Here is a 24,211-nt window from a genome sequence, read left to right as displayed (position 1 = left end):
ATGACGAACATCCCCAACCCGGCCCGCAAGAAGTCGCTCGGCGAACTTCTCGGCGAACTGCCCGGCCTGCTCGTGACGCTCGTCAAAGACGAGATCGAGGGCCTGAAGCGCGAGATCACCTCGAGGCTCGCCAAGCTCGGGGTCGGCGCGGCGCTCTTCGTCGTGGCGGCACTGCTCGGCTTCTTCGCCCTCGCCGTGCTCATTGCGGCGGCCGTCCTCGGGCTCGCCACGGTGTTCGCGCCCTGGCTCGCCGCACTGATCGTGGCGGGTGCGCTTCTCATCATCGTTGCGATCCTCGTGCTCGTCGGAGTGAGAAGCATCAAGAAGGGCATTCCGCCCGTTCCCGAGGAGTCTGTCGACTCTCTCAAGAAAGACGTCAACGCGATCAAGGGACTCGGCCGATGAGCACCGATAAGAAAGATGCGCCCGTCGACGGGGCCGCCGTGCGTGCGACCACCCAGCTCGCGAAGAACGCTCTCCAGAGCGACGACAAGCCCGAGCCCCCCAAGCGCAGCTCGGCCGAACTCTCGGCAGACATCGTGAAGAACCGCGACGCTCTTGCCGCGACGCTCGACGCCATCGAGTACAAGCTCAACGTGCCGAAGCAGGCCAAGCTCGCGGCGGCAGACATCTCCAACAAGATCCGCGTGCTGCGCGACGAGAACCCGGTGGCCCTGGCCGCGGGCGTCGGCGGACTCGCGGTCGCCGTGGGCGGGGCCGTGTTCCTCGCCGTGAGGCTCCTCGCCCGGCGCTGACGCGCCGAGCCCATCACGGGTGCTGTGCGCCCGTGCGAACCACTTGAACAAGATGAATGAGGATCATGACTGACCCGACAGTCGACCAGACCGCCACGCCAGCCGAGGAGGTCATCGGCTACACGTTGTGGGCGGTCCTTCGACGCAACCCGGAGCGCCCCACCGCGCTCGATGGACACGACGTGGCCAACGCCGTCGGCCAACTCGATGACGCGATCGCGATCGTCGAGGCCGAGGGCGTCGTCGTTCGCGGCATCTACGACGTGTCGGGGCTGCGGGCGGATGCCGACCTGATGTTCTGGCTGCACGGCCCCGTTCCCGAGACCCTCCAGTGGGCGCTGCGCGAGCTGCGACGCACCGGCCTGGTCGAGCCCCTTCTCCCGACGTGGAACGCCCTCGGCGTTCACCGCGACGCCGAGTTCTCGTCGAATCACCTGCCCGCGTTCATGCGCGGCAAGGAGCCGGCCGCCTGGCTCACGGTCTACCCGTTCGTGCGCAGCTACGAGTGGTACCTGCTGCCAGAAGAGGAGCGTCGTGCGATGCTCGGCGAGCACGGCCGCAAGGGCAGCCAGTTCTCGAGCGTTCTCGCCAATACGGTCGCCTCGTTCGCCCTCGGCGACTACGAGTGGATCCTCGCGCTCGAAGACGACGAACTGCTGAACCTGGTCGACCTCATGCGCGATCTGCGCCAGACGGATGCCCGTCGGCACGTGCGCGAAGAGGTTCCGTTCTTCACGGGTCGCCGCATCACCACCGCCGAGGTCGTCGAGGTCCTTCAGTGAGCACTCTGGTCCGCAACGCGACGCCGGCAGCGGCGGACGGCCCCGAGCACGTCACCCAGCCCACGAAATACGACGCCATTTTGCTCGCCTCGTTCGGCGGACCGGAGGGGCAGGACGACGTCATCCCCTTCCTGCGCAACGTCACACGCGGCCGCGGCATCCCCGAGGAGCGCCTCGAAGAGGTGGCCCACCACTACCGCGCGTTCGACGGCATCAGCCCGATCAATGCGCAGAACCGTGCCCTGCAGATCGCGCTGCAGGCCGAGATCGATCGTCGCGGCATCGACCTTCCGGTGATCTGGGGCAACCGCAACTGGGACCCGTACCTCGCCGACGCGCTGCGCGAGGCATCCGCTGCGGGCCACCGCAAGCTGATCGCCATCGCGACCAGCGCCTACAGCTCGTACTCGAGCTGCCGGCAGTACCGCGAGGACTTCGCGCTCGCCCTTGAGGAGACGGGGCTCGGAGACGAGCTCGAGATCGACAAGGTACGCCAGTTCTTCGATCACCCCGGCTTCGTCGAGCCGTTCATCGAGGGCGTGCGCGAGGCCTTCGTCTCGCTTGCGGCCGAACAGCCCGACCTCAACCTCGAGACCGAGGTCGAGGTGCTGTTCTCGACGCACTCGATTCCGTCGACGGATGCCGCGCGCTCGGGCCCCGAGGCCCGTGGCTTCGGCGAGGGTGGCGCCTACAAGGCCCAGCACCTCGCGGTCGCCGAGGCCGTGATGCTCGCGGCGGAATCCAGCGCACCGTGGCAGCTCGTGTTCCAGTCGCGCAGCGGTCCGCCCACCCAGCCGTGGCTCGAGCCCGACATCAACGATGCGATCGCCGAATTGCCGGCCCGCGGCATCCGGGCCGTCATCATCGTGCCGCTCGGATTCGTCAGCGACCACATGGAGGTGAAGTGGGACCTCGACAACGAGGCGCTCGCTTCGGCCGCCGAAGTCGGCATTGCGGCCGTGCGGGTGCCGACCCCGGGCATCCACCCCGCCTATGTCTCAGGCCTCGTCGATCTCGTTCTCGAGCGGGCGCAGGCGACCCCCGTCGACGAGCGTCCGGCGGTGACCGAGCTCGGTCCCTGGTACGACGTGTGCCGCCCGGGATGCTGCGAGAACGTACGCTTGGGGTTCAAGCCCGCGATCTCAGGACTCGCCCCCTGAGCGCATCTGTTTCATTGAGTACACCCGTTTCATTCTGAGAGCATTTCTGCTGTGACCCGAACTCTTCGCATCGCCACCCGTGGCAGCGCGCTCGCGCGCGCGCAGACGGGCATGGTGGCCGATCAGATCACGGCGGCCACCGGCGTTCCGATCGAGCTCGTGATCATCAAGACAGAGGGCGACACCTCGCGCGAATCCTTGGCGTCGCTGGGTGGAACCGGGGTCTTCGCCAGTGCGCTGCGAGAGGCGCTGGTGCGGGGCGAGGTCGATCTGATCGTGCACTCGCTCAAAGACCTGCCCACCGCGGCGTATCCCGGACTCGTCATCGGAGGGGTTCCCGAGCGGGAGGATGCGCGCGACGTGCTGTGCACGGCGGGCGGAGTCTCGCTCGCCGATCTGCCCGAGGGTGCGCGCGTGGGAACAGGTTCTCCGCGCCGGCGTGCCCAATTGTTATCACTTCGTCCTGATCTGGAGGTCGTGGATATTCGAGGGAATGTCGACACACGACTACGATCGGTTGAACGGGGAGACCTACACGGCGTCGTGTTGGCCGCGGCAGGGCTCGAACGACTGGGTCGGCTGGCGGAGGCGTCGGAGTTCTTTGATCTTGAGCTGTGGCCGACCGCACCCGGCCAAGGCGCTCTCGCCATCGAGGCGCGAGAAGGAGACGACATCACTGAGCTGTTGAGCATCGAACACGGTACGACACGAACCGCCGTTCGAGCCGAACGATCCGTTCTCGCCACCCTCGAAGCCGGATGCGCCGCACCGATCGGCGCACACGCCACGATCGATGGCGATCTTCTTGTTCTCACCGCCGTGGTCTACGACCCGTCGGGCGATGCCGAACTCGGATGCACGCGGCAGGCGACCCTCACCGGTATCGACGACGATGTGCTCGCCGAGGCGCTCGGCGCCGCCGTCGCGGCCCAGCTGCTCGAAGACGGGGCTGCAGAACTGGCTCCCCTCGGAGGCGCTGCATGATGACGCCCTGGAGCAATCGACCGCTCGGCGGCTGGCGCGTGCTGGTTCCGCGAGGCGGCCCCTGGGGCCACGGCGTGGCATCCGATCTTCGTGCCGCCGGAGCGACGCCCGTCGTCGCCCCCATGATCAACTTCGCGCCCGCCGCCGACGACGAGGCCCTGAACGTGGCCCTCGCCTCGCTCGCCTCGGGTGCTTTCGACTGGCTCACGGTCACGAGCGCCACCACCGTCGACGTGCTCTCGGCACACCAGGCCAGTGTTCCCTCGTCGACGCACATCGCGGCCGTCGGAGAGACCACGGCCGCGGCGCTCACCGCCGCCGGCTACCAGGTCGACCTCGTGCCGCCGGAGGACAACTCGGCCAAGGGACTGCTGCGAGAGCTCGCCCAGTTCGAGAAGTACGGCGCCGAGCTGCGCATCCTCACCCTGCGCAGCGACATCGCGAAACCTGTCCTCACCGAGGGCCTCACCGCCCGGGGCCACACCGTCGAGTCGGTCGTCGCGTACCGCACCATCGGCGTCGCCGTCGACGAGGCGATCGTGCGCGACATCCAGGCCGGGGAGTTCAAGGCGGTTCTCGTCACGTCGGGAAGTGTCGCGGAGCAGATCCAGCTGCAGTTCGGTCCTCTGCCCGAGACCATGATCGTGGCCGCCATCGGCCCGCAGACGGCCCGCGACGCGGAGGCCTACGGCGTGCGCGTCGACCTCGTGGCCAAGGAGCGCAGCGCGGTGTCGCTGATCGACGCGATCGTCGAAGTGGCCAAGGCACAGAAGGCCGACGACTAGCCAGTTCTGCGCTGGTCGGCCACTCTTGCGCCGGTCGAGTAGGCCGCCTGCGGCCGTATTGAGACCACCCCACCCCGTTCAACAGGACATTCTCGAATCCGCACGGCGTTTCGTCGACAGAGCGACGGCGCGTCGCCAATCCATCCTGTTGAACGGCAAACGGGGAAACATCGGCGCCCGGGTTCAGTGCCCGTTTTCCTCGAGCACGAGGTCGAGCAGACCGGGGAACCGGCGGTCGAGTTCGTCTGTGCGAAGCCAATTCCTGTGCCGGGTCCCGTGAGCCTCCTGCCTGATGATGCCCGACTCACGGAGCACGCGCCAATGGCGGGTCAACGCCGACTTGGTGACTCCGAAGTCTCTGTTGCCGCATCCCGTTCCCGGCTCGGCCGCGATGAATGCGACGATCGCGCGCCGCGTCGGATCGGTCAGCGCCGACATGACCTCGAACAGGTCGATGTCCTTCTCGTCGGGGATCGTGAGTGCAGTCGCCAATCTGCTGGCCATATTGCTCCTCTCGCTGGCTCGAACTCATCGCATATGTACGCGTGAACGTGTACATGATGTACCGTCTATGTACACGTAAAAGTGTACAAGAGCACAAACACCGGGAGACATATGACGACCATCGGTTTGATCGGAAGCGGAAACATCGGCAGCGGCCTCGCCCGTCTGGCCGTCGCGGCGGGCTACGACGTGATCGTGAGCAACAGCCGTGGCCCAGAGACCCTCGGCGACCTCGTCGCAGAGCTCGGCCCCCGTGCTCGCGCGGCCTCATCTGCCGAAGCGGCCGCCGACTCCGACCTCGCCATCGTCACAATCCCCTTGAAGGCGTACCCGCACGTGCCGGTCGCCGAGCTTCGAGGTAAGACGGTGATCGACACGAACAACTACTATCCCGAGCGCGACGGCCACATCGCAGAACTCGATGACGAGAGCACGACCACGACCGAGCTCCTGCAAAGGCACGCGCCCGACTCCCGAGTCGTGAAGGCGTTCAACAGCATCTACTTCCCGCACCTCACCTCGCTCGCGCGACCGAGTGGGTCGGCGGACCGTTCGGTGCTCCCGATCGCTGGAGACGACCCGGCGGCCAAGCAGACGGTCGCGGAGTTCCTCGACCGTATCGGCTACGACACCCTCGATGCCGGCCCACTCTCCGAGGGGTGGCGTTTCCAGCGCGACACCCCCGCATACACGCGCCCGTACTTCAGCGGAGAGGATCCGGACCTGGGGCGGCCGGTCTCCCGAGACGAACTCGCGACGAAGCTGGCCGAGGCTCGACGCTACCGCGACATGTGACGACACCGGCGCTCGGTGTTCACGCCGAGCGCTGTGGTTCGGCCACCGCGCTACGCGTGAACACCCGCGCCGGGTTCAGTCGGCGCGCGAGGCTTCGGCGACCTTCGCCGTGTCGACGAACTGCGCGAACCGCACGATGAGGCCGCCGCGAACGACGAAGTGGTGGGCCACCCGCACGTTCATCGCCTTGCCGGTCGCCTTGTTGGTGGCGGTGTAGCGCGCGAGCACCACGACGTTCTCGCCGTCGACCACGTAGCTGTCGTCGTGCGCGGTCCAGTCGGCCCAGTCCCGACCGAGGATCTCCATGACGTTTGATGTGACGCCCTCCGGCGTGCGGTAGGTGCCGGCGAGGGGGAATCCCGCCATCTCTGTCCATTCGACATCGGGAGCCATCGTCGCCCGCAGGGCCTCGAGGTCGCCCGCCGCAGAGGCGAGGTACTGTCGTCGAACGACGTCGCGGGGTGCCGCGGAGGTGGCGAAGTCTTCTGGTGTCAGCCCCATGTCATCTCCCCCTTCGCAACCTTCGGTCCGAGCTGGGCCGCGATGAGCATCCCCGAGTTCGGGTAGGCCTCGACCAGCGCTGCAGTGGCAGCCGCGCCGTCTTCGGAGCGCTCGAGCACCCTCTCGAACTCTTCGAGGTACGAGCGGGTGTAGTCGATGCCCGAAGCGTCGTTGGGCGTGCCGGGAAGGCGGTGCCCCGCGACCACCAACTCGGGGCGGAGTGCCGACATCTGGTCGAGGAGAGTGATCCAGTCCGCGCGCTGCTCGGGTCGGGCCGTGTCAGCGGTCCACACGTGCTCCTGCTGGAAGACGAGCACCCCGCCGATGATGGCCTTCTCTTCGGGTGCCCACAGGTAGTGGCGGTCGGGTAGAAGGGTGGATGCGCCCCGCAGCTCGAGCTTGTGGCCATCGACGTCGAGATGGTCGGCGGTCAGGGGCTGGATGTCGACGAGGCGGGTGGGCAGGTTGGTTCCGAGGGCGGCCCACGCCGTCAGCTTGCCCTCGAACGAGGCCCTGATGTGGTCGATCACGATGGGCGTCGCGAGAATCTGCGCGTCGGGGAATGCGTCGGCGACGACTTCGAGACCGAAGTAGAAGTCGGGGTCGGCGTGGCTGACGAACACGGTCGTGAGCTTCTTGCCGGAGTCGAGTACGGCGGCGACGAGTCGGTGGCCGTCGGCGAGAGTGAAGCCGGCGTCGACGAGCAGCGCTTCCGTCTCGCCGGTGACGAGCGTCGCCGACTTGTTGGGTGAGCCGGCAGGGAAGTCGAGGTCGAAGACCTCAAAGGAGAGTGACATGGTGAGGGTGGTTCCTTGTCTCTGGGGCGCTCGGGGTGGCCGAGGCGGCAGCGCGGTGCTGCCATCGAGGAGAACAATAGCTGACTAGTCAGCTATTCCCATCTTGTCGAAAGTGATCGCGAATCGGGTCAGGGCATCACCGGAAGCTCGGCCGCCGCGTTCTTGCTGAGCGTGCGGATTGCTTCGGCGAAGCTTCGCGCCTGGTCGGCGGGAAGGACGTCGACGAGGTAGCGCTCGATGTTGCGAACGTGGAGCTCGCTGGCCTCGAGGAGCTTCTGCTCGCCCAGGTCTGTGAGCTCCACGAGCTGCACGCGGCCGTCGGTCTCCGAAGGGCGCCGCCGGATGAGGCCGAGTTCGACCGCGCGGTTCACGAGCCGGGTCGCCCCACCCGACGTCACCACCCTCGACTGCGCAACGTCGCGCACGGGAACCCCGTCGCCCCCGGCCCGCCCCACGACCAGAAGCAGCTCGTAGATGGAGTGGGTCAGGCCGGTGGACTCCTCGAGCGCGTGCCCCAGAATGTATTCGAGTCGATTCGCTGCACCGAGGAGCCGCCCGAAGACCAGGATCCTCGGATCGTCGGCCGCCTGTTTCGCCGTGGTGAAAATCATCGTTCGCTCACGAGTCCACCTTAGGTCGGGGCATCCCTCGGCTTCCGCCCAGTTCACGCGATTAGGCTGGAACCCATGACTTCCGGCTTTCCTGTCGTGCGCGCGCGCCGTCTTCGCGCCACCCCCGCCCTTCGTCGACAGGTGGCCGAGACCCGGCTCCACCCCGCCGATCTCGTCCTTCCCCTCTTCGTGCGCGAGGGCGACGAGCCCCGACCCCTGAGCTCCATGCCCGGAGTCGTGCAGCACACCCTCGACTCGGTCCGAGGCGTCGTCGCCGAGGCCGCCGCCGCGGGCATCGGCGGAGTCATGCTCTTCGGCGTTCCCGAGCACCGTGACGCCACCGGCACCGGCGCGACCGATCCCGACGGCATCCTGAACCAGGCCACCCGCGTGATCGCATCCGAGGTCGGCGACGAGCTGGTCGTGCAGACCGACCTGTGCCTCGACGAGTTCACCGACCACGGCCACTGCGGGGTTCTGGATGCCGATGGCCGGGTCGACAACGACGCCACACTCCTGAGATACCGCGACATGGCGCTGGCGCAGGCCGACGCCGGCTCCGCGCTTCTCGGCCTCTCGGGCATGATGGATGGCCAGGTCGCCGCCGTGCGCGACGCCCTCGACGGCGCCGGCCGCAGCGATGTGGCGGTGCTGGCCTACTCCGCGAAGTACGCCAGCGCCTACTACGGACCGTTCCGCGAGGCCGTCGAGTCGACGCTCACGGGCAACCGCCGCAGCTATCAGCTCGATCCGGCAAACCGCCGCGAGGGCCTGCGCGAGGCGCAGCTCGACGTGGAGGAGGGCGCCGACATCGTCATGGTCAAGCCTGCCGGCAGCTACCTCGACGTGCTCGCCGATGTCTCGGCGTGGTCGCCGGTTCCCGTATGGGCCTATCAGGTCTCGGGGGAGTACGCCATGATCGAGGCCGCCGCCGCCAACGGCTGGATCGACCGCGACCGCGCGATCCTCGAGTCTGTCCTCAGCATCAAGAGGGCCGGAGCCGACACCGTTCTCACCTACTGGGCGACAGAGCTCGCCACCACCCTGTCCTGATTTCCCCGTTCCCTGAGCAAGGCGTAAGGGAACTCACCGCAACTTTCCCCGTTCCCTGAGCAAGGCGTACGGGAAATCCGCGTAACCTTCCCTTCGACAAGCTCAGGGAACGAATCTGGAGTACCCCATGACCCGCAACGACGAACTCTTCGACAGGGCGCGCCTCTCCATTCCCGGCGGCGTCAACTCGCCGGTGCGCGCCTACCGCTCGGTCGGTGGAACGCCGCGCTTCCTCACCTCGGCGAAGGGCGCCTACGTCACCGACTCCGACGGCACGCAGTACGTCGACCTCGTCTCGAGCTGGGGCCCTGCGATTCTCGGCCACGCGCATCCCGATGTGGTCGCCGCAGTGCAGGATGCCGCCTCCCGCGGCCTCTCGTTCGGCGCCTCGACCCCCGGCGAGACCGAGCTCGCCGAACTCGTGCGCGCCCGGGTCACCAGCGGCGGAGCGTCGCCGATCGAGAAGATCCGCCTCGTCTCCACCGGAACCGAGGCCACGATGACGGCCATCCGCCTCGCCCGCGGATTCACCGGCCGCGACGTGCTCATCAAGTTCGCCGGCCACTACCACGGGCACTCCGACTCTCTGCTGGCCGAGGCCGGCTCAGGACTCGCCACGCTGGGACTGCCCGCATCCGCCGGCGTGCCCGCGGCCACGGCAGCCCTCACCCTCGTCCTTCCCTACAACGATCTCGACGCGGTGCGCGAGGCCTTCGCGCTGCATCCGGGTCGCATCGCCGCGATCATCACCGAGGCCGCGGCCGCCAACATGGGCGTCGTGGCGCCGGATGCCGGATTCAACGCCGCCCTGTCGGCCATCGCCCATGAGAACGGCGCGCTGCTCATCATCGACGAGGTGCTCACCGGATTCCGGGTGCATCCGGCGGGCTACTGGGCCCTCGAGTCCGAGGCCCAGGCCGCAGCGGGGTCGGATGCGTACAGTCCCGACCTCGTGACGTACGGCAAGGTCATCGGCGGCGGAATGCCCCTCGCCGCACTCGGCGGTCGGGCCGACGTCATGGACTTCCTCGCGCCCATCGGCCCGGTGTACCAGGCGGGCACGCTGTCGGGAAACCCGGTGGCCGTCGCCGCAGGCATCGCCACGCTGACGCTGGCCGACGCGGCCGTCTACGCGCGCCTCGACGCGACGGCCGAGCTGCTGAGCGCATCCGTGTCGGAGGCGCTCGCCGACGTCGGCGTCGCGCACTCGGTGCAGCGCGCCGGAAACCTGTTCAGCTTCGTGTTCGGCGACTACTCGCCGTCGGCCGGGGGCGCCCCGCGCACCTATGCCGACGTACAGCGACAAGACGCGTTCCGCTATCCGGCGTTCTTCCATTCGATGCTCGATTCGGGAGTCTCGCTTCCTCCGTCGGTCTTCGAGGCGTGGTTCGTGTCGGCAGCCCACGACGACGAGGCGATCGGCCGCATCCTCGACGCGCTCCCGGCGGCGGCCCGCGCAGCGGCATCCGCGTCGCCCACGCTGGCGGTCTAGCTCAGCGCTTCCAGAAGCCCGAGAACGTGATGCGGCTCTTCGGCAGTCCGAGGGAGTGCAGGTGTCGGCGGCCCCCGGTGGCGAGGGCGGACTCGCCGACCACGAAACCGTAGCCGCGCGGGTCGACCGTGTCGCGTCTGCGCATCGCATCCAGGGCCTTGCTGCCCGCGACCGCGTGCGCGTCGTCGCGGATCACCCACGAGAGCGTCACGCCGACCGGCTTCGAGAGCTCGCGGGTGTCGTGCGCCGTCGGCACCTCCTGAATGACGTGGCCGACGGTGTCGCTCGGAAGCGACTTGAGGATGCCTGCGACAGCGGGCAGGCCGCTCTCGTCGGCGACGATCACCACCTCGGTCGCGTCGTCGGGCCGGTCGAACAGGATGCCCTGATCGAGCAGGGCGAGCTGGTCGCCGGGCCGGGCGCCGCAGGCCCAGATCGCGGCCGCGCCCTCGAGCTCGCCGCCCGGACCGCGGTGGATCACGAAGTCGATGTCGATCTCGCGCTGCTCGTGGCGGTAGTCGGCCACGGTGTAGTTCGAGCAGTGCGGCCGGGTGTCCTCGGGAATCTCGAGGTACTCCTTCCACCACGTGGCGGCCGCGATCTCGGGCATGGCGAACTCGTCCTGGTGCGGGCGGCGCATGAACAGGCGGAACCAGTGGTCGTAGCCCATCCAGTCGAAGTCGGCGAGGCCGTCACCGGTGATCGTGACCCGCTGCATGCTGGGAGTCACGGGCGCGCTCGACACGACGTGCGCGCGAAAGAGCTGGGGATCGGCTGGTGCGGTACGCGTGGCTCTCTTCGACATAAGGCAAGCCTAAGCTCACCTCATGCCGTCGAGCTCACCCCGGTGCTAGAGAACGCGCGCTTCGGCCTCGTCGGCGTTGTCGTCGTCGGAGGCGATGTGCACGTCGACGATGGTGACGTTGACCTCGGTGACCTGCATGCCCACGAGAGTCTCGACGGCGGAGATGATCGACGTGCGAACGCCGTCGGCGACCTGCTGCAGCGGCGCCGGGTACTCGGCGACGATGGTCACGTCGACGGCGACCTGGGTCTCGCCGACCTCGACGCTGATGCCCTGCGACAGGTCGGTGCTGTTCATGGCGCCGCGGATGGCGCCGAGAGCGCGGGCCGCGCCGCCTCCGAGGGCGAAGACGCCGGCGACCTCGCGTGCAGCGATGCCCGCCACCTTGGAGACGACGCCGTCATTGATCACGGTCTTGCCGAGGGCGGTCTGCAGGTTCGTAGGGGTGCTTACACTGGCGGGAGTCGTGCTGGCCATGGGGTGTCTCCTTTTTCGGTGTGGAATAGTCTCATTGATAGGTCGTATCCACTCGGCGGATCGTCACAGATCCGCTGGAAAATTTTTCTCAGACGTCGGAACAGGGGAGTTCGGTGGATTCAGTTCCCTCTCGTTTCTCGCTCGACGAGGCCGACGATCGCACGCTCGCGGGGCGTGCGGCAGATGGCGACACCCGAGCTTTCGAGGTGCTGGCCCGGCGCTACGGGCCGTTGCTGCGCGCGTATGCCCGCCGCATCCTGGGGTCGAGCGACGAGGTCGACGACGTGGTGCAAGAAACGCTGATCACGGCATGGCGGGAACTGCCATCGCTCAACGACGGCTCGGTGGTCAAGAGTTGGCTCATGCGCATCGCGAGCCACAAGAGCATCGACCGCATCCGGGCCCGCAAGAACCACCTCGACGTCGACGATGTCGATGCCGCACAGCCCGAGCGGCTGTCGCCCCACGCCGTCAGCCAGGCGACGTCGCTGCACGAGGCGGTGTCGCAGGCGCTGGCCACGCTGCCGCTCGAGCAGCAGCGCTGCTGGGTGCTGCGCGAGGTCGGCGAGCAGAGTTACGAGGAGATCGCCGAGCAGATGGGGATCCCCGCAAGCACCGTGCGCGGGCTGCTCTCGCGCGCCCGACGCAATCTCATGACCGAAATGGAGGCCTGGCGATGACCGATCTCGACAACGAACGCGACGACCTCGACGGCCACACGATCGACGAGCTCAGCGACTATCTCGACCGCGGGCGCACGCCGCTCGACCCGTCTATCGAGGGGTCGCCGGGATGCCGCATCGCACTCGGCTCCCTCGAGCGTCTGCGGCAGATCTCGCAGTCGCTCGTCGAGGTGGATGCCGCGGCCGAGGCCCCGCGCAACGACGACTGGTTGGGTGGGATTCTCGAGAGCATCGGCCGCGAGGCACGGGCAGGGCGGGACATCCCTCTGCTGCCGCCGTCGCCTCGGGCCACCCTCTCGGTGACGGAAGGGGCGGTGCGCGGACTGATCCGGGCCGCGGGAGACCGCGCCGGCGGACTGATCATCGGGCGCTGCCGCCTCGACGGAGACGTCACCGTGCCGGGCACCCCGATCACCGTGTCGATCGACGCATCGGTGTTCTGGGGTGAGCGCATCGTCGAGACCGTCGACCGGGCCCGCGAGGCCATCTACTCCGCGCTGCTCAAGCACACCGAGCTCACGATCGCGAGCATCGACATCACGGTGCACGACGTGTACTTCGCGCAGGTCGCGGAGCCCGATGCCTCGGAGCCGACCGATGCCTCGGAGCCAGACGCCTCGGCCTCGACCGAAGGGGATGCGCTGTGACCGACGAGATGAGTGCCGCCGCCCTGACGATCGACGAGGTGGTGCGGGCGGTTCCCGGCGTCACGAGCGTCTACCCGCAGCTGCCCGAGATCCTCGGACTGCCCGCCCCCGTCGCCGGCCTGGCGCGCGGAGTCGCGGCGCACATCGGGGAGCCGACCCTGCGCATCCGGATCGGCATCGCCGATGTCGAGTCGTCGCGCGCCGTGTGCGAGCGGGTGCACGCCGCGGTCCTGGAGCACCTGCTGCGGCAGTCGGCGGCGAACGCCGACATTGCGGGCGTGGCCGTGCCTCCGCCGCCGATCGCCGTGAGCGTCGTCGCGATCGGCTGAGTGGGCGCGAAACGCGCGTCGTAGTCAGATCGTAACGACGAGCATCCGGTGATTTACGCATATCACCAGCTATCGCGGGCAGGATAGACGTATGGCTGTTCTTCTCGTGCACACCGACCGACTCGAGATACGCCTGACCCGTGCAGAGAAGATCCTGTCGCTGCGCCGCACGAACATCGATATTCCGCTGGAGCGCATCCGCTCGGCCGTCATCACGGAGGATCCGTGGGTGTGGGTGCGCGGCATCCGGGCGCCCGGCTCGGCGGTGCCGAAGACGCTCGCCATCGGCACCTGGAAGGTGCACGACGGCAAGGACTTCCTGCTCATCAAGGGCACGCGCACCTCGGTGGTCATCGACATCGACGGCGACGGCTCGGAGTTCATGCGTGTGATCCTCACCACCACGCACGCGCTCGAGCTGCTGCGTGCGCTGCGCCTGCCGCCGGCGATCGAGGACCCGGCGAAAGAGATCGTCACCGACTGAGGGGCTCGCCGTGACCGACGACGCTGCAGCGCACTACGCCGCCCACGAGACCTACTTCCGCGAAGAGGCCTGGGCACTGATCGCTCCCGGTTTCACGACCCTCGACGAGGTGCTCGAGGTCATGATCGAACTCGTCGAGTACGACGACGACAACCCCATGACGGCGGCCCGCGCCGAGCAGATCGTGCGGCACTACTGGGCTCACCGGCAGGCCGAACTGGATGCGCCCGGCCCCCGCACGCCCAGCGACGACGAGCGGGTCACCCGTGCCTTCGTCAGCCTGCATCTGCAGAGCATCGTGGCGAAGATGAACGCCGGTTTCGACACCGACGAGGCGATCGCCGAGTGCGAGAGCGCCGTCGCCACCACGGCGTCGGGCCCGGGCTTCGTGTTCTTTCACGGGCAGGATGCGGCGCGCCTCGCCTACCCCGGCGCCACCCTGTACATCGGTTACGGGGCGGTCGTCGCGCCCGGTCCCGGACGGGTCGAGGTCGCTGAGAAGGTTGCGAATGCGGCCGTCGCCGCGTTCCGCGAGCAGGGTCTGGATGCGCAGTGGGACGGCGATGTCGACCACCGCATCGAGCTGCAGAACGTGGTCTGGCGAAAGCCGCTGCCGGCGTAGACGAACGTTCGAACCGTATTACAGGGTCGATTGACGACACTCCGTCGTTCCGACGAAGAAACGCCGGAGGCGGCGCAGTTCATCCTGTTGAACCACGCCGCCCACACCGCAGCAGCGGCCTACAGCGTCGGGTAGTCCGTGTACCCGACCGGTCCGGCTCCGTAGAACGTCTTCGCGTCGGGCTCGTTGAGCTCCGCCTCGTCACGCCAGCGGCGCACCAGGTCGGGGTTCGCGAGCAGCGCGCGGCCCACGACGACCGCGTCGGCGAGTCCGTCGTTCACGAGGCCGTGGGCTTCTTCGCGGGTGGTCGGAGTCGTGAATCCGTTGTTCAGAATGACCGCGCCACCGAAGCGTCCGCGCAGGTCCTGCACGAGCGAGGACGCGGGCTCGGGGTGCAGGATGCTCAAATACGCGAGGCCGAGCGGCGCGATCGCGTCGACGAGCGCCTCGTAGGTGAGGCGGGTCTCTTCGGCGTCCTTCTCGAACACGTCCTGGATGTTGCGCTCGGGTGAGATGCGCACACCGACCCGGTCGGCTCCGATCTCGCGGGCGACGGCGGTGATGACTTCGGCGCCGAATCGGGCGCGGTTCTCGGGGGAGCCGCCGTAGGCATCCGTTCGTGTGTTGCTGGTGGGCGACAGGAACTGGTGGAGCAGGTACCCGTTGGCGGAGTGCACCTCGATGCCGTCGAACCCGGCTTCGACGGCCCGGCGGGCCGCGGCCACGTGCTCGTCGACGATGCGCGCGATGTCGTCTTCGGTGGCGGCGGTGGGCACGGGGTACGGGAACGCGCCGTCGGGGGTGCGCACCTCGCCCTCGATGGCGGCGGCGCTGGGCGCGTAGATCGTGAGTCCGCTGTTGATGAGCGGATGCGTGACCCGGCCCGCGTGCATCAGCTGCATGACGATCAGGCCGTCCTCATCGTGCACGGCGGCGGCCACGCGGCCCCAGCCCTCGGCCTGCTCCTCGGTCTCGATGCCCGGCTGGCCGGGGTAGGCCTGGGCGCCGGCCGAGGTGAACGTTCCCTCGGTGATCAGCAGTCCGGCCGTGGCGCGCTGCGCGTAGTGCAGGGCGATGAGCTCGCCGGGAACGCCGTGGTCCTCGGCGCGCAGGCGCGTGAGCGGCGCCATGACGACGCGATTGTCGAGGTCGAGAGAGCCGAGCGAGACGGGGGAGAAGAGCTGCACGAAATGCTTCTTTCGGTCGAGAACGTGTGGATCCGAGGCTAGAGCGCCTCTCTGGCAAACACGTCTGTGTGACGAATTCATTCCGCATGAATGCCGCGGGGCACTGCACGAATGTCCAGAAACTCGATCGAGACAGGGAGAGGCCCCCGTGCGCGCAGGGGGTGCGCGAGCACGGGGGCCTCTTATTCAGCGACGGCGGTCGACGCTAGTCGCGCGACACCGCCTGTGCCCTGCGCCGGTACATCACGAACAGGATGCCTCCGGCCAGCAGCACGGACGCGGCCAGCGCCCAGCCGGTTACCTGCAGGCCGGTGGCCGCCAGGTTGCCGGATGCCGCATCCCGGCTCGAGCCGGAGCCCGCCGGCACCGAGGTTCCGCCGTCGCCCGAACCCGAGCCGGAGCCAGGGGTGCCGGGGTCCGTGCCGGGCGTTCCCGGGTCGGTGCCCGGATCGGTCGGGGTGACCGGAGCATCCGGATCGAGCACCTCGAAGGCGGCGGCCAGCGCACGCGCCGAGCCGTAGCCCGTGGCGGTGTACTCGTGGGCGCCGAACTCGGCATCCGCGGGAACCACCGTCTCGAACGAGACCGTTCCGTCGGCGCTCACGAGCTGGCCGAGGGCGACCGGCTCGGAGTGGAACACGAAGTCGACCGCTTCGCCGGCGCGGAAACCCGCTCCCGTGACGACGACCGGGGTGCCGGGAACCGCGGAGGCCGGTGTGACCGTGAGCGTTCCGGTACCCGAAAGGGCCTCGGCGCACGCATCGCCCTGCGTTCCGACGGGTGGCACCGAGTCGGCCGGGAGGCCCGCCGGCGTGACCACACCATCGTCTTCCCGAACGATGATCTTGCCGAACGAGTCGCCGATCGTGACTCCCTGCTGCGTGTTCGTCACGTTCGTGATGAACGAGGTCGTCGCACTGCGGCTGGCGATCGAGTCGCCCTGCACGGGAACGCTGATGATCTTGCACTGCTCCCCGGGCGCGAAGTCGACCTTCTGCATGGTCGGCAGCACCTGGTTGGCGGCGCGCACTCCGATCGCCGAGACGTAGACCGACGAGGCCTCCTCCGCGGCGCGGGAGAGAACCACGGGCAGGTCGACCGAGCCGACACCCGCACCCTCCTCGACCTTCACATCGGGGATGGATGCGACGGGTCGGGTCGACAGCTCGGGTGTGCCGACCGTGGCCGCATCCTGCAGCGTGAGGTCGGAGAGCAGAACGCCGCCGGCCTCCCGGGGCGCCGTGAAGCGCACCTGGCGGATGTCGGCGAGGTCTGCGCCAACGAACGACTCGACGGGAATCGCGATCTGCTGCAGAAGGACCTTGCGCAGCGGGTCGGTCGACCCGGGCAGCACGGTGAGCGCGTCGCCGAACTGCGAGGCGGTGACCGAAGCCGATCCACCCGAACCGTCGACGATCGTCACCGTGAGCTCGGTGCTGCCCGCGATCGCGACCGAGTCGTCGGGCGAGACGCGGAACGACAGGCTCTCGTGGGCCGAGAAGTCGGCGGCATCCGACGGCACGACGACCCGCAGCTCACCCGCGGCGGCGGTGTTCGACGCCGGCGCCGTGTAGGTGAAGTGCATCGACGGCGTCGACGGAACGGAGGTGGCCCGACCGTTTCCGTACGGCGCACTCAGGAAGCCGTAGTCCGGGGCCTGCGCGAATCCGAGTTTCGTCACGCAGTAGGGCAGCGTGGCCGGCACCTCGAGCGCGCTCATGCTCTCGCACGTCGCGTAGGTGCCCGCTCCGACGACCTGAACCGTGGTGTCGGTCGTGTCGAAGTTGGTGATGTCGACACGGTTGGATGCGGGCAGGGTCGCCGAGACACGAACGTCGGCGCGACCGGCCGACTCGGGCTTCGCGTCGGATCCGTCGAACATCGGCAGGAACTGCTGCTCGTCGCCGAGGGTGAGGCGGAAGAATCCCGAGATGTAGGCGTTGCCGGCGGCGTACTGCTCGTCGGCGTTCAGACGACTCGGGGCGCTCGCTCCGCAGGTGGGGTCGGTCTGGTTGCGGTCCATGGCCGACCAGTCGTCGCTGGTGGCGACGGGGTACTTGCCCGGGGTCCACGCGGTGTTGAAGTAGTTGTGGTTCGTTCCCATGATCAGAACAGAGGAGCGGAGCACGTCGTCGTCGTACGCGTGGCGCGAGTCGTTGATGTACTTCTGGCCCATCTGGTCTTCGACGTCGCCGTCACAGTAGGGCAGGACGACGGCGGTCGTCACACCGGGAACCGTCATGCGCGTGTAGTCGGTCGGCGCGAGCGGAAGGACGCTCGTGATGCCGAACGGCTCGCCCTGCTCGGCGTTCAGCAGCGCGGCGCGCATCACGCCCTCGCCTCCGCGCGAGTGGCCCATGAGACCCACGTTGTCGAGGTCGAGTCGGCCGGTCAGGGAGGCGCTGAGGCCAGCGGCCGTTCCGGCGTTGGCCTGGCGCAGCAGCGACAGGTGGTCCATCACGAGCTGTGCGCGGGCGGCCGCGCCGGTGTCGTCGGCGAGCGAGCCGTCGAGCGCGTTGATGGCGTTGGCCGAGATCGAGACCACGGCGTAGCCCTGCGAGGCCAGCATGGTGGCCGCGTCGTTGTAGCCGAGGTAGCTCTCGACGTCGACCTGACCGGCGTAGCCCGTGGCGGGGTCGGCGGGGTAGCAGGGCCAGGCGCGGGCGACCGCTCCCTGCGGAATCGCGCCGGCGCACGAGGTGTGCCGACCGTGCAGGAAGACGACGACGGGGCGCTCGCCCGTGGCGCCGACCGGCATGAACACGGCCGCGCGGATCTCGCCCTTGCGGTTGAAGTCGCGCAGGTCGACCGCCTCGTCGCCGAGGTCGTAGTCGTCGCGCTCCACGGCGTAGGGCCCGGATGCCGTGGGGTCGGCATCGAGCACGGGTGCGACGGTCGGGGCGGCCAGGCTGTTGACCTGACGAGATGCGGCGCCCGAGCGGTCGGCGGCCGAGTCGTCGGCGGCCGGGTCGCCCGATCCGGACCAGCCCTGGCTGACCGAGGTCGCGGTCAGCACGCTGTCGTCGGCGGTCGTCACCGTGAGGGTCAGGCCGTCGAGCGAGGTGGTGGCCATGCCGAGTTCGACGCCGTCGGCCCAGAGGGTCGGGTAGTCGCTGCGGATCTCGATGGGCTCGGCGAGGGTCTTCGTGACCTCGTAGCCGCCGGGAACCTCGGTGATGGTCCAGTCGTCACCGCTGATGGCGACGGGGGCGACGTCCTGCGTCACTCCGGCCGCAAAGGCGGGAACGCTGGCGAAGGCGGGTGTTGCTGCGATGAAGAACGCCGTGGCTATGGCCACGGCTCTCCACGGGCGCGCTGAGATGGACAAGCTGCTCCTGAGGTGAGAGGGGTCGGATGACCCGCCTCACGCCCCGATGCGCAGTCCCCCCGGTGCGGAGCGAGCAATCGGCCCGCCGGTGGGTCGACCACACACTATCCGGCAGATTCACAGCAAAAAGCGCGCGAAATCAGATCGAAACACGAAGTTAACGAGACGCTCGATCGGGCAGCGCATGGAGCTCAGAGGCGGGGGCCGTCGCCCTCGAGAACCTCGGGGTCTTCGTCGTCGTCGACCTCGACGCGCTCATCGGGGTCGATCGTCGTCGGCACGTCGAGCTCGTCGACCTCGAGGTCGACCTCCCGCTCGTCGTCGGGGTCGGGCTCGAACAGGGGATCAGTCGTGCTGCTCACGGTGAGCTCCTCTCGTCGGTGCTGCTCCCTCCATCCTGCGCGCGCCGCCGCGATGCTGCAACCGGCGCCCGCCGCCGAGAGTCGATCAGGTGACGTCGCGGCGCCAGCTCGTGAACCAGCCGAGCACGCTCACGAGAACGGCGATGCCAAGGAGCACGAGGCCGCCCTGCCACCACTCGAGCATGGTGCCGCCGCCGCCTCCGGCGAGCGCGAAGAAGCTCGCACCGACCAGCGCATCGCTGGCGGCGCCGGGAAGGAACTGGCCGATCTGCGCCGTCCAGTCTGCGATCGACGAGGCCAGTCGCAGAATGGGCTCGATGAACTGAGTGAACGCGAGCACGATCACGATCGCGGCCACCTGACTGGGAACGAGCACCCCGAGACCGACCCCGATGGCCGACCAGAGCGCCATGGCCAGAACGGAGCGGCCCACGAGCGCCCACGTGTCGGGGTCGCCCAGCTGCGGATCGATGCCGAACGCCAGCAGAAGACCGGCACCCGCTCCCACCGCGGCGATCATGGCGAGCACGCCATAGAGTGCGCCCGCGCCGGTGAGCGCCACCAGCTTCGCCACGAGCACGCGACCGCGCCGCGGGGTGGCCAGGAAGGTCGGCGTCAGCGTCTGATGCCGGAACTCGTTCGTGGTGGCCAGAGCGCCGAGCAGAACCGCGAACACGTAGCCCAGAGTGGGCCCGAAGCTGTAGATGAGCGGAGCCAGGCTCTCGCCGGAGATCGACGGTCCGTTCGTGGCGTCGCCGAGACCTCCGAACAGCGCTGCAGCTCCGCCCGCGCACACGGCGACGTACGCGACCATGATGATCGCGAGAATCCACCACAGGCGGGTGGAGGTGATCTTCGTGACCTCTGACTGGAGGGCTCCGCCGAAACTGCTCACAGCGCCCCCTCCTCTCCGACGAGGTGCAGGAAGCTCTCTTCGAGCCCGACCCGCTTCTGCGACAGGGCCGTCACGGCGATGCCCGCGGCGAAGGCGATGCGCCCCACATCGGCGGCCTCCGCATCGGCGACCAGAACGCCGCCGCGCAGCGGGCTCACGGTGTAGCCGGCCGCCTCGAGCGCCGCGGCCAGAACCTGGCGATCGGTCGCATCCACGATCACCTGCTTCTGCTCGCTCTGGTCGAGGCTGGCGAGCGAACCCCGGTGGATGAGCCGGCCGTGCGACACGATCACGACCTCGTCGACGCTCTGCTGGACCTCGCTGAGCAGGTGGGAGGAGATGAGCACGGTGCGACCCTCGTCGGCGAGTTCGCGAAGCAGAAGGCGGATCCACTTGATGCCCTCGGGATCGAGGCCGTTGATGGGCTCGTCGAGCACGAGGACGCGGGGGTCGCCGAGCAACGCGAACGCGAGCCCGAGTCGCTGCCGCATGCCGAGCGAGTAGCCGCCGACCCGGCGATCGCCGTAGGCGCCCAGGCCCACCCGGTGCAGAACGAGCTGAACGCGCTCGCGGTCGATGCCCGCTGACTGGGCGTAGATGCGCAGGTGGTTGGCGGCGCTGCGGCCGGGATGGAAGCTGGCCGCCTCGAGCGCCGAACCCACGGTGGCCAGGGGCGACGGCAGGTCGCGGTACGCGGTTCCGCCGAAGGTCGCAGAGCCCGATGTCGGTCGCACGAGGCCCAGCAGCATGCGCAGGGTCGTGGTCTTGCCCGCTCCGTTCGGACCGAGGAAACCGGTGACCTGCCCCGGCTCGACCGTGAACGACAGATCGGAGACCGCCTGCACCTGCCCGAAGGTCTTCGTGAGGCTGCTGAACTCGATCGTCACGCCCGCGCTCATAGTCGGACTTCTGCGCGCGGGCGTGGATCGAATAGTCGAGGCATCGACACCACCCTATTCGGGTGCGCGTGAGAAGTCACCGGTAATAGAGTGTGCATCCAGAGGCTTGTCGAACGAGAAGGTGCACGCGATGGTGGATGCGACGGGTTCCGTTGTGGTGGTCGGCGACGCTCTTATAGACGAGTTCCGCACCCCGGAGGGCTCCGAGGATTTCGTCGGCGGCGCGGCCCTGAACGTGGCCGTCGGACTGGCCCGCCTGGGAGTCGCGACAACGCTCGTGGCGATGGTGGGAGACGACGCAGACGGCGAGAAGATCCGCGACTTCCTCAGCGAGTACGGCGTCGAGCTCATCGCCACTCCGAGCCCCCGCGGCACCGCCCGCGCCATCTCCGACCGAACAGACGGGGAGCCCCGGTACAGCTTCAACGAGGCGTCGGTCGAGCGCTTCATCGAGGTCGACGACCGGGTTCGCCAGGCGATCGATGCGGCGCCTTTCGTGGTGGTGAGCTGCCTGCGCTTCGACTCGGCCGAGCAGGTCGAGCTGCTCTTCAGCGCCGTCTCCGATCCGCAGACCCGGCTTCTGATCGACCCGAATCCGCGCGAGGGCATGCTGCACTCCGCCCACGACTTCGTGGCCAACTTCGAGCGCGTCGCGTCGACGGCCCTGCTCGTGAAGGTCGGCGACGAAGACGCGGCCCTGCTCTACAACGCGTCGCTGCCGATGCTCACCGAGGGGCTCATGGCGACCGGCTCGCAGACGGTGCTGTCGACGGCGGGGCGCGACGGCGCATCCATCGCCACGGAGTCGGGAATCCTCGTGCACCAGCCCATCACGCTGATGTCGGAGCCAGTGGTCGACACGATGGGCGCCGGCGACTCCACCCTGGCGAGTGTTGCGGCCAGTCTCGTCGAGGCGCGTGAGCGGGGCGGGCTGCCCGAGACCGTCGACGAGTGGCAGGCGGTTCTCGAGCGTGCCATGGCCGTGGCGGCCGCGACCTGCCGCACGAAGGGCGCGCTGCTGCAGCTGCCTCCCTCTGCAACGCTCCCGGTGTAGCCGTGTCGACGCCGCTCGACGAGCTCGAGGCCGACGAGCGCGACGCGCATCCTGATTCCGTGCGCCAGCGCATCGGAATCGTGCGCATGGTCGATCGCGCCTTCTTCGTGTTCGGCACCGTGGCGACGGGATGGCTCGGCTACCTGCTCGTGACCGAGTCGTTCACCCGCGGCTGGCAGAACCTCTGGTTCATCGTGATCTTCTGGGCCGTGCTGGCCTACCTGCTGCTGCCGCGCATCCACACCCTGCTCACCGTGATCTACGTGCCCGACTACTTCATCGGGCGGGCCCGCACCCGCGAGGGCCTTCTCGGAGACCCCGTGAACCTCTCGCTGTTCGGCAGCGCCGAGCAGGTGCACGCCGCGATGGAGGCGGCCGGCTGGACGCGCGCCGACGAGGTGAGCCTGACCTCGGGGTGGCGGATCGTGATGTCGACGGTCATGCGACGCAGCTACTCGGATGCGCCGGTGAGCCCGCTCTACTTGTTCGGCAACATCCAGGACTTCACCTATCAACAGGAGGACGCGGGCAACCCGGCGCAGCGTCACCACGTGCGATTCTGGCGGGCGCCGGAGGGCTGGCTGCTGCCCGGTGGAATCGCCACGCAGTGGCTGGCGGCCGGAACCTACGACCGCAGCGTGGGCCTGTCGCTGTTCACGCTGCAGGTCACGCACAAGATCGACGCCGACACCGACGTGGAGCGCGACCACATCGTGTCGACCGTCACGGCGGCCAACCCTGCCGCGGTCGTCACCGTCATCCGCAACTTCTCGACCGGCTACCACGCGGTGAACGGCGGGGGCGACGCCATCGCGACGGATGGCGACCTTCCGCAGATCGACCTGAGGGCGCTGCCGGTCACGGCCCCGCCGTCGTCGACGCTGCCGGGGGCCGCGTCGTGAAGCGGCCCATCTCGATCTATCTCGGCGTGCTGATGATCCTGCTGCGCACGGTGACGACCATCGTCACGGCAGTGAACATCGCCCTCGACTGGAAGAAGGTCGACATCTCGCTCGACGCGGGCACCAGCGCCGACATGGACGCCCTGTCGGGAGCCCTGCTCGTGGGTCTGATGATCTTCTTCGGCGTGGTCGTGATCATCGACCTGGCGGTCGCGGCACTGATCTTCAGAGGAAGCAACCGCGCCCGGTTCGTGGCGATGATCCTGGCCACCGTGCTCGTGCTGGGCTCTGCCGTCGACTTCTTCGCAGACGGCACGTCGTTCACCCTCGAGAACGGCGGGCTGCTCGGCCTGTCGCTCGACATCCTCGTTCTGGTCGCCCTCTCCGATTCGGATGCGCGCGACTTCACGACCGGCAATTCCAACACGCGCAGCGACGTGCGCAGAAGGCGGCGCCTGCTGCGCCGCAGGGGAACGGTGAAGTCATGACGAGTATGTACGAACGACTGGGCGGACACGACACGGTGAAGGTGGCCGTCGCGGTGTTCTACACGCGTGTGCTGGCCGACCCCCTGCTGGCACCGTATTTCGAGGGCATCGACCTGGCCCGGCTCCGCTCGCACCAGGCGGCATTCCTCAGTGTGGCGATGGAGGGCCCCGACGTGTTCGCCGGCAGGCCGCTGTCCGAGGCGCATGCCGGCCTGGAGGTCGCGGGGGAGGCGTTCGATGCGATGATCGAGCATCTCGAGTTCGCGCTCGTCGACGTGGGAGTCGACGCGGGCGACGTCGCCGAGCTGGTGTCTCGGGTGCGCAGTTTCCGCGACCTCGTTGTCACAGCGAGATGACGACCTTTCCCTGAGCTCTCGATTCGGCCACGTGTGCAGGCCGATGGCGTTCTCCACCGTTAAAACAGGTAGTCGCTACTCATGCTTCCTTCTCGGGGCAGGGCGATTCTTGACTCATGAACACGATGTACGAGCAGATCGGCGGCCACGAGACGCTCCGGGTGGTGGTGGCCGTCTTCTACAAACGGGTGCTGCGGGATCCGCTGCTGGCGCCGCTGTTCGAAGGCTTCGACCTAGACAGGCTTCGCGCCCACCAGGCGGCTTTTCTCGCCACGGTGCTCGATGGGCCGGATGTCTTCACCGGTCGCTCGTTGAACGCTGCGCACGCGGGCCTCGGCATCACCGACGCCGCATTCGACGCCCTGATCGACATCCTGGCCGAGTCGCTCTTCGATGCGGGAGTAGACCCGGAGGTGGCCTCGCGCCTCACGGACTCCGCCGCCTCCTTCCGCGGCGTGATCGTGGGCGCCTGAG

The 24,211-nt window shown here is 68.4% G+C and carries 30 protein-coding genes; 19 read left to right on the top strand and 11 right to left on the bottom strand.

All coding sequences use genetic code 11. The annotated features are described in order from the left end of the window. From ASF06_RS04000 to ASF06_RS03975, 6 genes are all read left to right on the top strand, one after another. Nucleotides 1-405, top strand: coding sequence for a phage holin family protein (locus ASF06_RS04000; protein ID WP_055925442.1), 405 nt, complete (start codon nt 1-3; stop codon nt 403-405). Then, nucleotides 402-755, top strand: a complete 354-nt coding sequence (locus ASF06_RS03995; RefSeq protein ID WP_055943558.1) for a DUF3618 domain-containing protein — start codon at nt 402-404, stop codon at nt 753-755. The genes ASF06_RS04000 and ASF06_RS03995 overlap by 4 nt, the downstream gene beginning before the upstream one ends. Nucleotides 756-820: 65 nt before the next feature. Continuing rightward, nucleotides 821-1,537 (top strand): hydrogen peroxide-dependent heme synthase, encoded by a 717-nt coding sequence (gene hemQ / locus ASF06_RS03990; RefSeq protein ID WP_055944161.1) that lies wholly within the window; start codon nt 821-823, stop codon nt 1,535-1,537. Continuing rightward, nucleotides 1,534-2,697, top strand: a complete 1,164-nt coding sequence (locus ASF06_RS03985; protein WP_055943555.1) for a ferrochelatase — start codon at nt 1,534-1,536, stop codon at nt 2,695-2,697. The genes hemQ and ASF06_RS03985 overlap by 4 nt, the downstream gene beginning before the upstream one ends. A gap of 51 nt (nt 2,698-2,748) precedes the next feature. Next, entirely contained in the window at nt 2,749-3,681 is a 933-nt protein-coding gene (hemC, locus tag ASF06_RS03980) for a hydroxymethylbilane synthase (RefSeq protein WP_082479514.1), read from the top strand. Then, nucleotides 3,681-4,466, top strand: coding sequence for a uroporphyrinogen-III synthase (locus tag ASF06_RS03975; RefSeq protein WP_442853924.1), 786 nt, complete (start codon nt 3,681-3,683; stop codon nt 4,464-4,466). The genes hemC and ASF06_RS03975 overlap by 1 nt, the downstream gene beginning before the upstream one ends. A 183-nt stretch (nt 4,467-4,649) precedes the next feature. On the opposite strand, the gene ASF06_RS03970 is transcribed toward ASF06_RS03975, so the two are convergent. Further along, a complete protein-coding gene (locus ASF06_RS03970; RefSeq protein ID WP_055943550.1) occupies nt 4,650-4,970 on the bottom strand; it encodes an ArsR/SmtB family transcription factor in 321 nt (106 codons plus the stop codon). 111 nt (nt 4,971-5,081) lie between these two features. On the opposite strand from ASF06_RS03970, the gene ASF06_RS03965 reads away from it, so the two are divergent. Then, nucleotides 5,082-5,765, top strand: a complete 684-nt coding sequence (locus ASF06_RS03965; RefSeq protein ID WP_055943547.1) for an NADPH-dependent F420 reductase — start codon at nt 5,082-5,084, stop codon at nt 5,763-5,765. A gap of 75 nt (nt 5,766-5,840) precedes the next feature. On the opposite strand, the gene ASF06_RS03960 is transcribed toward ASF06_RS03965, so the two are convergent. From ASF06_RS03960 to ASF06_RS03950, 3 genes are all read right to left on the bottom strand, one after another. Beyond that, entirely contained in the window at nt 5,841-6,266 is a 426-nt protein-coding gene (locus ASF06_RS03960; RefSeq protein ID WP_055943544.1) for a nuclear transport factor 2 family protein, read from the bottom strand. Continuing rightward, complete coding sequence (locus tag ASF06_RS03955; protein WP_055943541.1) at nt 6,257-7,063, bottom strand: MBL fold metallo-hydrolase; 807 nt, start codon at nt 7,061-7,063, stop codon at nt 6,257-6,259. The genes ASF06_RS03960 and ASF06_RS03955 overlap by 10 nt, the downstream gene beginning before the upstream one ends. Before the next feature lie 128 nt (nt 7,064-7,191). After that, a complete protein-coding gene (locus ASF06_RS03950) occupies nt 7,192-7,674 on the bottom strand; it encodes a MarR family winged helix-turn-helix transcriptional regulator (protein WP_055925412.1) in 483 nt (160 codons plus the stop codon). Between the two features lie 75 nt (nt 7,675-7,749). Between ASF06_RS03950 and hemB the strand changes: the two genes are divergently transcribed. Both hemB and hemL read left to right on the top strand, forming a co-directional pair. Beyond that, a complete protein-coding gene (gene hemB, locus ASF06_RS03945) occupies nt 7,750-8,727 on the top strand; it encodes a porphobilinogen synthase (protein ID WP_055943538.1) in 978 nt (325 codons plus the stop codon). 127 nt (nt 8,728-8,854) lie between these two features. Continuing rightward, nucleotides 8,855-10,219: a glutamate-1-semialdehyde 2,1-aminomutase gene (gene hemL / locus ASF06_RS03940; RefSeq protein ID WP_055943535.1), complete on the top strand. Its 1,365-nt coding sequence runs from the start codon at nt 8,855-8,857 to the stop codon at nt 10,217-10,219. Between the two features lies 1 nt (nt 10,220). On the opposite strand, the gene ASF06_RS03935 is transcribed toward hemL, so the two are convergent. Together ASF06_RS03935 and ASF06_RS03930 are read right to left on the bottom strand one after the other, a co-directional pair. Then, a complete protein-coding gene (locus ASF06_RS03935) occupies nt 10,221-11,024 on the bottom strand; it encodes a siderophore-interacting protein (protein ID WP_055943533.1) in 804 nt (267 codons plus the stop codon). Between the two features lie 45 nt (nt 11,025-11,069). Further along, a complete protein-coding gene (locus ASF06_RS03930; RefSeq protein WP_055943530.1) occupies nt 11,070-11,501 on the bottom strand; it encodes an Asp23/Gls24 family envelope stress response protein in 432 nt (143 codons plus the stop codon). A gap of 113 nt (nt 11,502-11,614) precedes the next feature. On the opposite strand from ASF06_RS03930, the gene ASF06_RS03925 reads away from it, so the two are divergent. The 5 genes from ASF06_RS03925 (at nt 11,615) to ASF06_RS03905 (ending at nt 14,266) form a co-directional block, all read left to right on the top strand. Then, the gene (locus tag ASF06_RS03925) at nt 11,615-12,181 is read left to right on the top strand and encodes an RNA polymerase sigma factor (RefSeq protein ID WP_055925395.1); all 567 of its coding nucleotides are present in this window, start codon (nt 11,615-11,617) and stop codon (nt 12,179-12,181) included. After that, on the top strand, nt 12,178-12,831 hold the full coding sequence (locus ASF06_RS03920; RefSeq protein ID WP_200920299.1) for an Asp23/Gls24 family envelope stress response protein: 654 nt from the start codon (nt 12,178-12,180) through the stop codon (nt 12,829-12,831). The genes ASF06_RS03925 and ASF06_RS03920 overlap by 4 nt, the downstream gene beginning before the upstream one ends. Further along, nucleotides 12,828-13,160, top strand: coding sequence for a hypothetical protein (locus tag ASF06_RS03915; protein ID WP_055943527.1), 333 nt, complete (start codon nt 12,828-12,830; stop codon nt 13,158-13,160). The genes ASF06_RS03920 and ASF06_RS03915 overlap by 4 nt, the downstream gene beginning before the upstream one ends. A 91-nt stretch (nt 13,161-13,251) precedes the next feature. Beyond that, on the top strand, nt 13,252-13,644 hold the full coding sequence (locus ASF06_RS03910) for a hypothetical protein (protein WP_055925389.1): 393 nt from the start codon (nt 13,252-13,254) through the stop codon (nt 13,642-13,644). A 10-nt stretch (nt 13,645-13,654) separates the two neighbouring features. Continuing rightward, on the top strand, nt 13,655-14,266 hold the full coding sequence (locus ASF06_RS03905; protein WP_055943524.1) for a DUF6891 domain-containing protein: 612 nt from the start codon (nt 13,655-13,657) through the stop codon (nt 14,264-14,266). 119 nt (nt 14,267-14,385) lie between these two features. On the opposite strand, the gene ASF06_RS03900 is transcribed toward ASF06_RS03905, so the two are convergent. The 5 genes from ASF06_RS03900 to ASF06_RS03885 all read right to left on the bottom strand — a co-directional run bounded on the left by ASF06_RS03900 (nt 14,386) and on the right by ASF06_RS03885 (nt 20,925). After that, on the bottom strand, nt 14,386-15,453 hold the full coding sequence (locus tag ASF06_RS03900; RefSeq protein ID WP_055943521.1) for an alkene reductase: 1,068 nt from the start codon (nt 15,451-15,453) through the stop codon (nt 14,386-14,388). Between the two features lie 205 nt (nt 15,454-15,658). Beyond that, nucleotides 15,659-18,751 (bottom strand): hypothetical protein, encoded by a 3,093-nt coding sequence (locus ASF06_RS03895; RefSeq protein ID WP_055943518.1) that lies wholly within the window; start codon nt 18,749-18,751, stop codon nt 15,659-15,661. A 221-nt stretch (nt 18,752-18,972) separates the two neighbouring features. Further along, nucleotides 18,973-19,143 carry a hypothetical protein gene (locus ASF06_RS19350; RefSeq protein ID WP_157411989.1) on the bottom strand — a complete coding sequence of 57 codons (171 nt, stop codon included), beginning with the start codon at nt 19,141-19,143 and terminating at the stop codon, nt 18,973-18,975. Nucleotides 19,144-19,228: 85 nt separating this feature from the next. After that, nucleotides 19,229-20,038: an ABC transporter permease gene (locus tag ASF06_RS03890; protein WP_055943516.1), complete on the bottom strand. Its 810-nt coding sequence runs from the start codon at nt 20,036-20,038 to the stop codon at nt 19,229-19,231. Then, nucleotides 20,035-20,925, bottom strand: a complete 891-nt coding sequence (locus ASF06_RS03885; RefSeq protein ID WP_235497127.1) for an ABC transporter ATP-binding protein — start codon at nt 20,923-20,925, stop codon at nt 20,035-20,037. Before ASF06_RS03885 ends, ASF06_RS03890 begins: the two co-directional genes overlap by 4 nt. A 118-nt stretch (nt 20,926-21,043) precedes the next feature. Here ASF06_RS03885 and ASF06_RS03880 point away from each other — a divergent pair, with 118 nt between their 5' ends. The 5 genes from ASF06_RS03880 to ASF06_RS03860 all read left to right on the top strand — a co-directional run bounded on the left by ASF06_RS03880 (nt 21,044) and on the right by ASF06_RS03860 (nt 24,210). Then, nucleotides 21,044-21,991: a PfkB family carbohydrate kinase gene (locus tag ASF06_RS03880; protein ID WP_235500882.1), complete on the top strand. Its 948-nt coding sequence runs from the start codon at nt 21,044-21,046 to the stop codon at nt 21,989-21,991. 2 nt (nt 21,992-21,993) lie between these two features. Next, entirely contained in the window at nt 21,994-22,893 is a 900-nt protein-coding gene (locus tag ASF06_RS03875; RefSeq protein WP_235500881.1) for an LssY C-terminal domain-containing protein, read from the top strand. Next, nucleotides 22,890-23,381, top strand: coding sequence for a hypothetical protein (locus ASF06_RS03870; protein WP_055943513.1), 492 nt, complete (start codon nt 22,890-22,892; stop codon nt 23,379-23,381). Before ASF06_RS03875 ends, ASF06_RS03870 begins: the two co-directional genes overlap by 4 nt. Further along, nucleotides 23,378-23,737 (top strand): group I truncated hemoglobin, encoded by a 360-nt coding sequence (locus tag ASF06_RS03865; RefSeq protein WP_082500682.1) that lies wholly within the window; start codon nt 23,378-23,380, stop codon nt 23,735-23,737. The genes ASF06_RS03870 and ASF06_RS03865 overlap by 4 nt, the downstream gene beginning before the upstream one ends. Nucleotides 23,738-23,853: 116 nt before the next feature. Beyond that, a complete protein-coding gene (locus ASF06_RS03860) occupies nt 23,854-24,210 on the top strand; it encodes a truncated hemoglobin (protein WP_055943507.1) in 357 nt (118 codons plus the stop codon). The last annotated feature ends 1 nt before the right edge of the window (nt 24,211 follow it).

The organism is Agreia sp. Leaf244, assembly GCF_001422695.1.
Taxonomy (GTDB): Bacteria; Actinomycetota; Actinomycetes; order Actinomycetales; family Microbacteriaceae; genus Agreia.
This window is presented reverse-complemented; position numbering and strand designations above follow the sequence as displayed.

Bases quoted from the DNA above. Each gene is read 5' to 3' on its own strand.
- ASF06_RS03865 (WP_082500682.1), top strand. From the start codon at position 23,378: ATGACGAGTATGTACGAACGACTGGGCGGACACGACACGGTGAAGGTG.
- ASF06_RS03910 (WP_055925389.1), top strand. From the start codon at position 13,252: ATGGCTGTTCTTCTCGTGCACACCGACCGACTCGAGATACGCCTGACC.
- ASF06_RS03955 (WP_055943541.1), bottom strand. From the start codon at position 7,063: ATGTCACTCTCCTTTGAGGTCTTCGACCTCGACTTCCCTGCCGGCTCA.
- ASF06_RS03950 (WP_055925412.1), bottom strand. From the start codon at position 7,674: ATGATTTTCACCACGGCGAAACAGGCGGCCGACGATCCGAGGATCCTG.
- hemL (WP_055943535.1), top strand. From the start codon at position 8,855: ATGACCCGCAACGACGAACTCTTCGACAGGGCGCGCCTCTCCATTCCC.
- ASF06_RS03960 (WP_055943544.1), bottom strand. From the start codon at position 6,266: ATGGGGCTGACACCAGAAGACTTCGCCACCTCCGCGGCACCCCGCGAC.
- ASF06_RS03935 (WP_055943533.1), bottom strand. From the start codon at position 11,024: ATGTCGAAGAGAGCCACGCGTACCGCACCAGCCGATCCCCAGCTCTTT.
- hemB (WP_055943538.1), top strand. From the start codon at position 7,750: ATGACTTCCGGCTTTCCTGTCGTGCGCGCGCGCCGTCTTCGCGCCACC.
- ASF06_RS03995 (WP_055943558.1), top strand. From the start codon at position 402: ATGAGCACCGATAAGAAAGATGCGCCCGTCGACGGGGCCGCCGTGCGT.
- ASF06_RS03965 (WP_055943547.1), top strand. From the start codon at position 5,082: ATGACGACCATCGGTTTGATCGGAAGCGGAAACATCGGCAGCGGCCTC.
- hemQ (WP_055944161.1), top strand. From the start codon at position 821: ATGACTGACCCGACAGTCGACCAGACCGCCACGCCAGCCGAGGAGGTC.
- ASF06_RS03920 (WP_200920299.1), top strand. From the start codon at position 12,178: ATGACCGATCTCGACAACGAACGCGACGACCTCGACGGCCACACGATC.
- ASF06_RS03930 (WP_055943530.1), bottom strand. From the start codon at position 11,501: ATGGCCAGCACGACTCCCGCCAGTGTAAGCACCCCTACGAACCTGCAG.
- ASF06_RS04000 (WP_055925442.1), top strand. From the start codon at position 1: ATGACGAACATCCCCAACCCGGCCCGCAAGAAGTCGCTCGGCGAACTT.
- ASF06_RS03975 (WP_442853924.1), top strand. From the start codon at position 3,681: ATGACGCCCTGGAGCAATCGACCGCTCGGCGGCTGGCGCGTGCTGGTT.
- ASF06_RS03970 (WP_055943550.1), bottom strand. From the start codon at position 4,970: ATGGCCAGCAGATTGGCGACTGCACTCACGATCCCCGACGAGAAGGAC.
- ASF06_RS03860 (WP_055943507.1), top strand. From the start codon at position 23,854: ATGAACACGATGTACGAGCAGATCGGCGGCCACGAGACGCTCCGGGTG.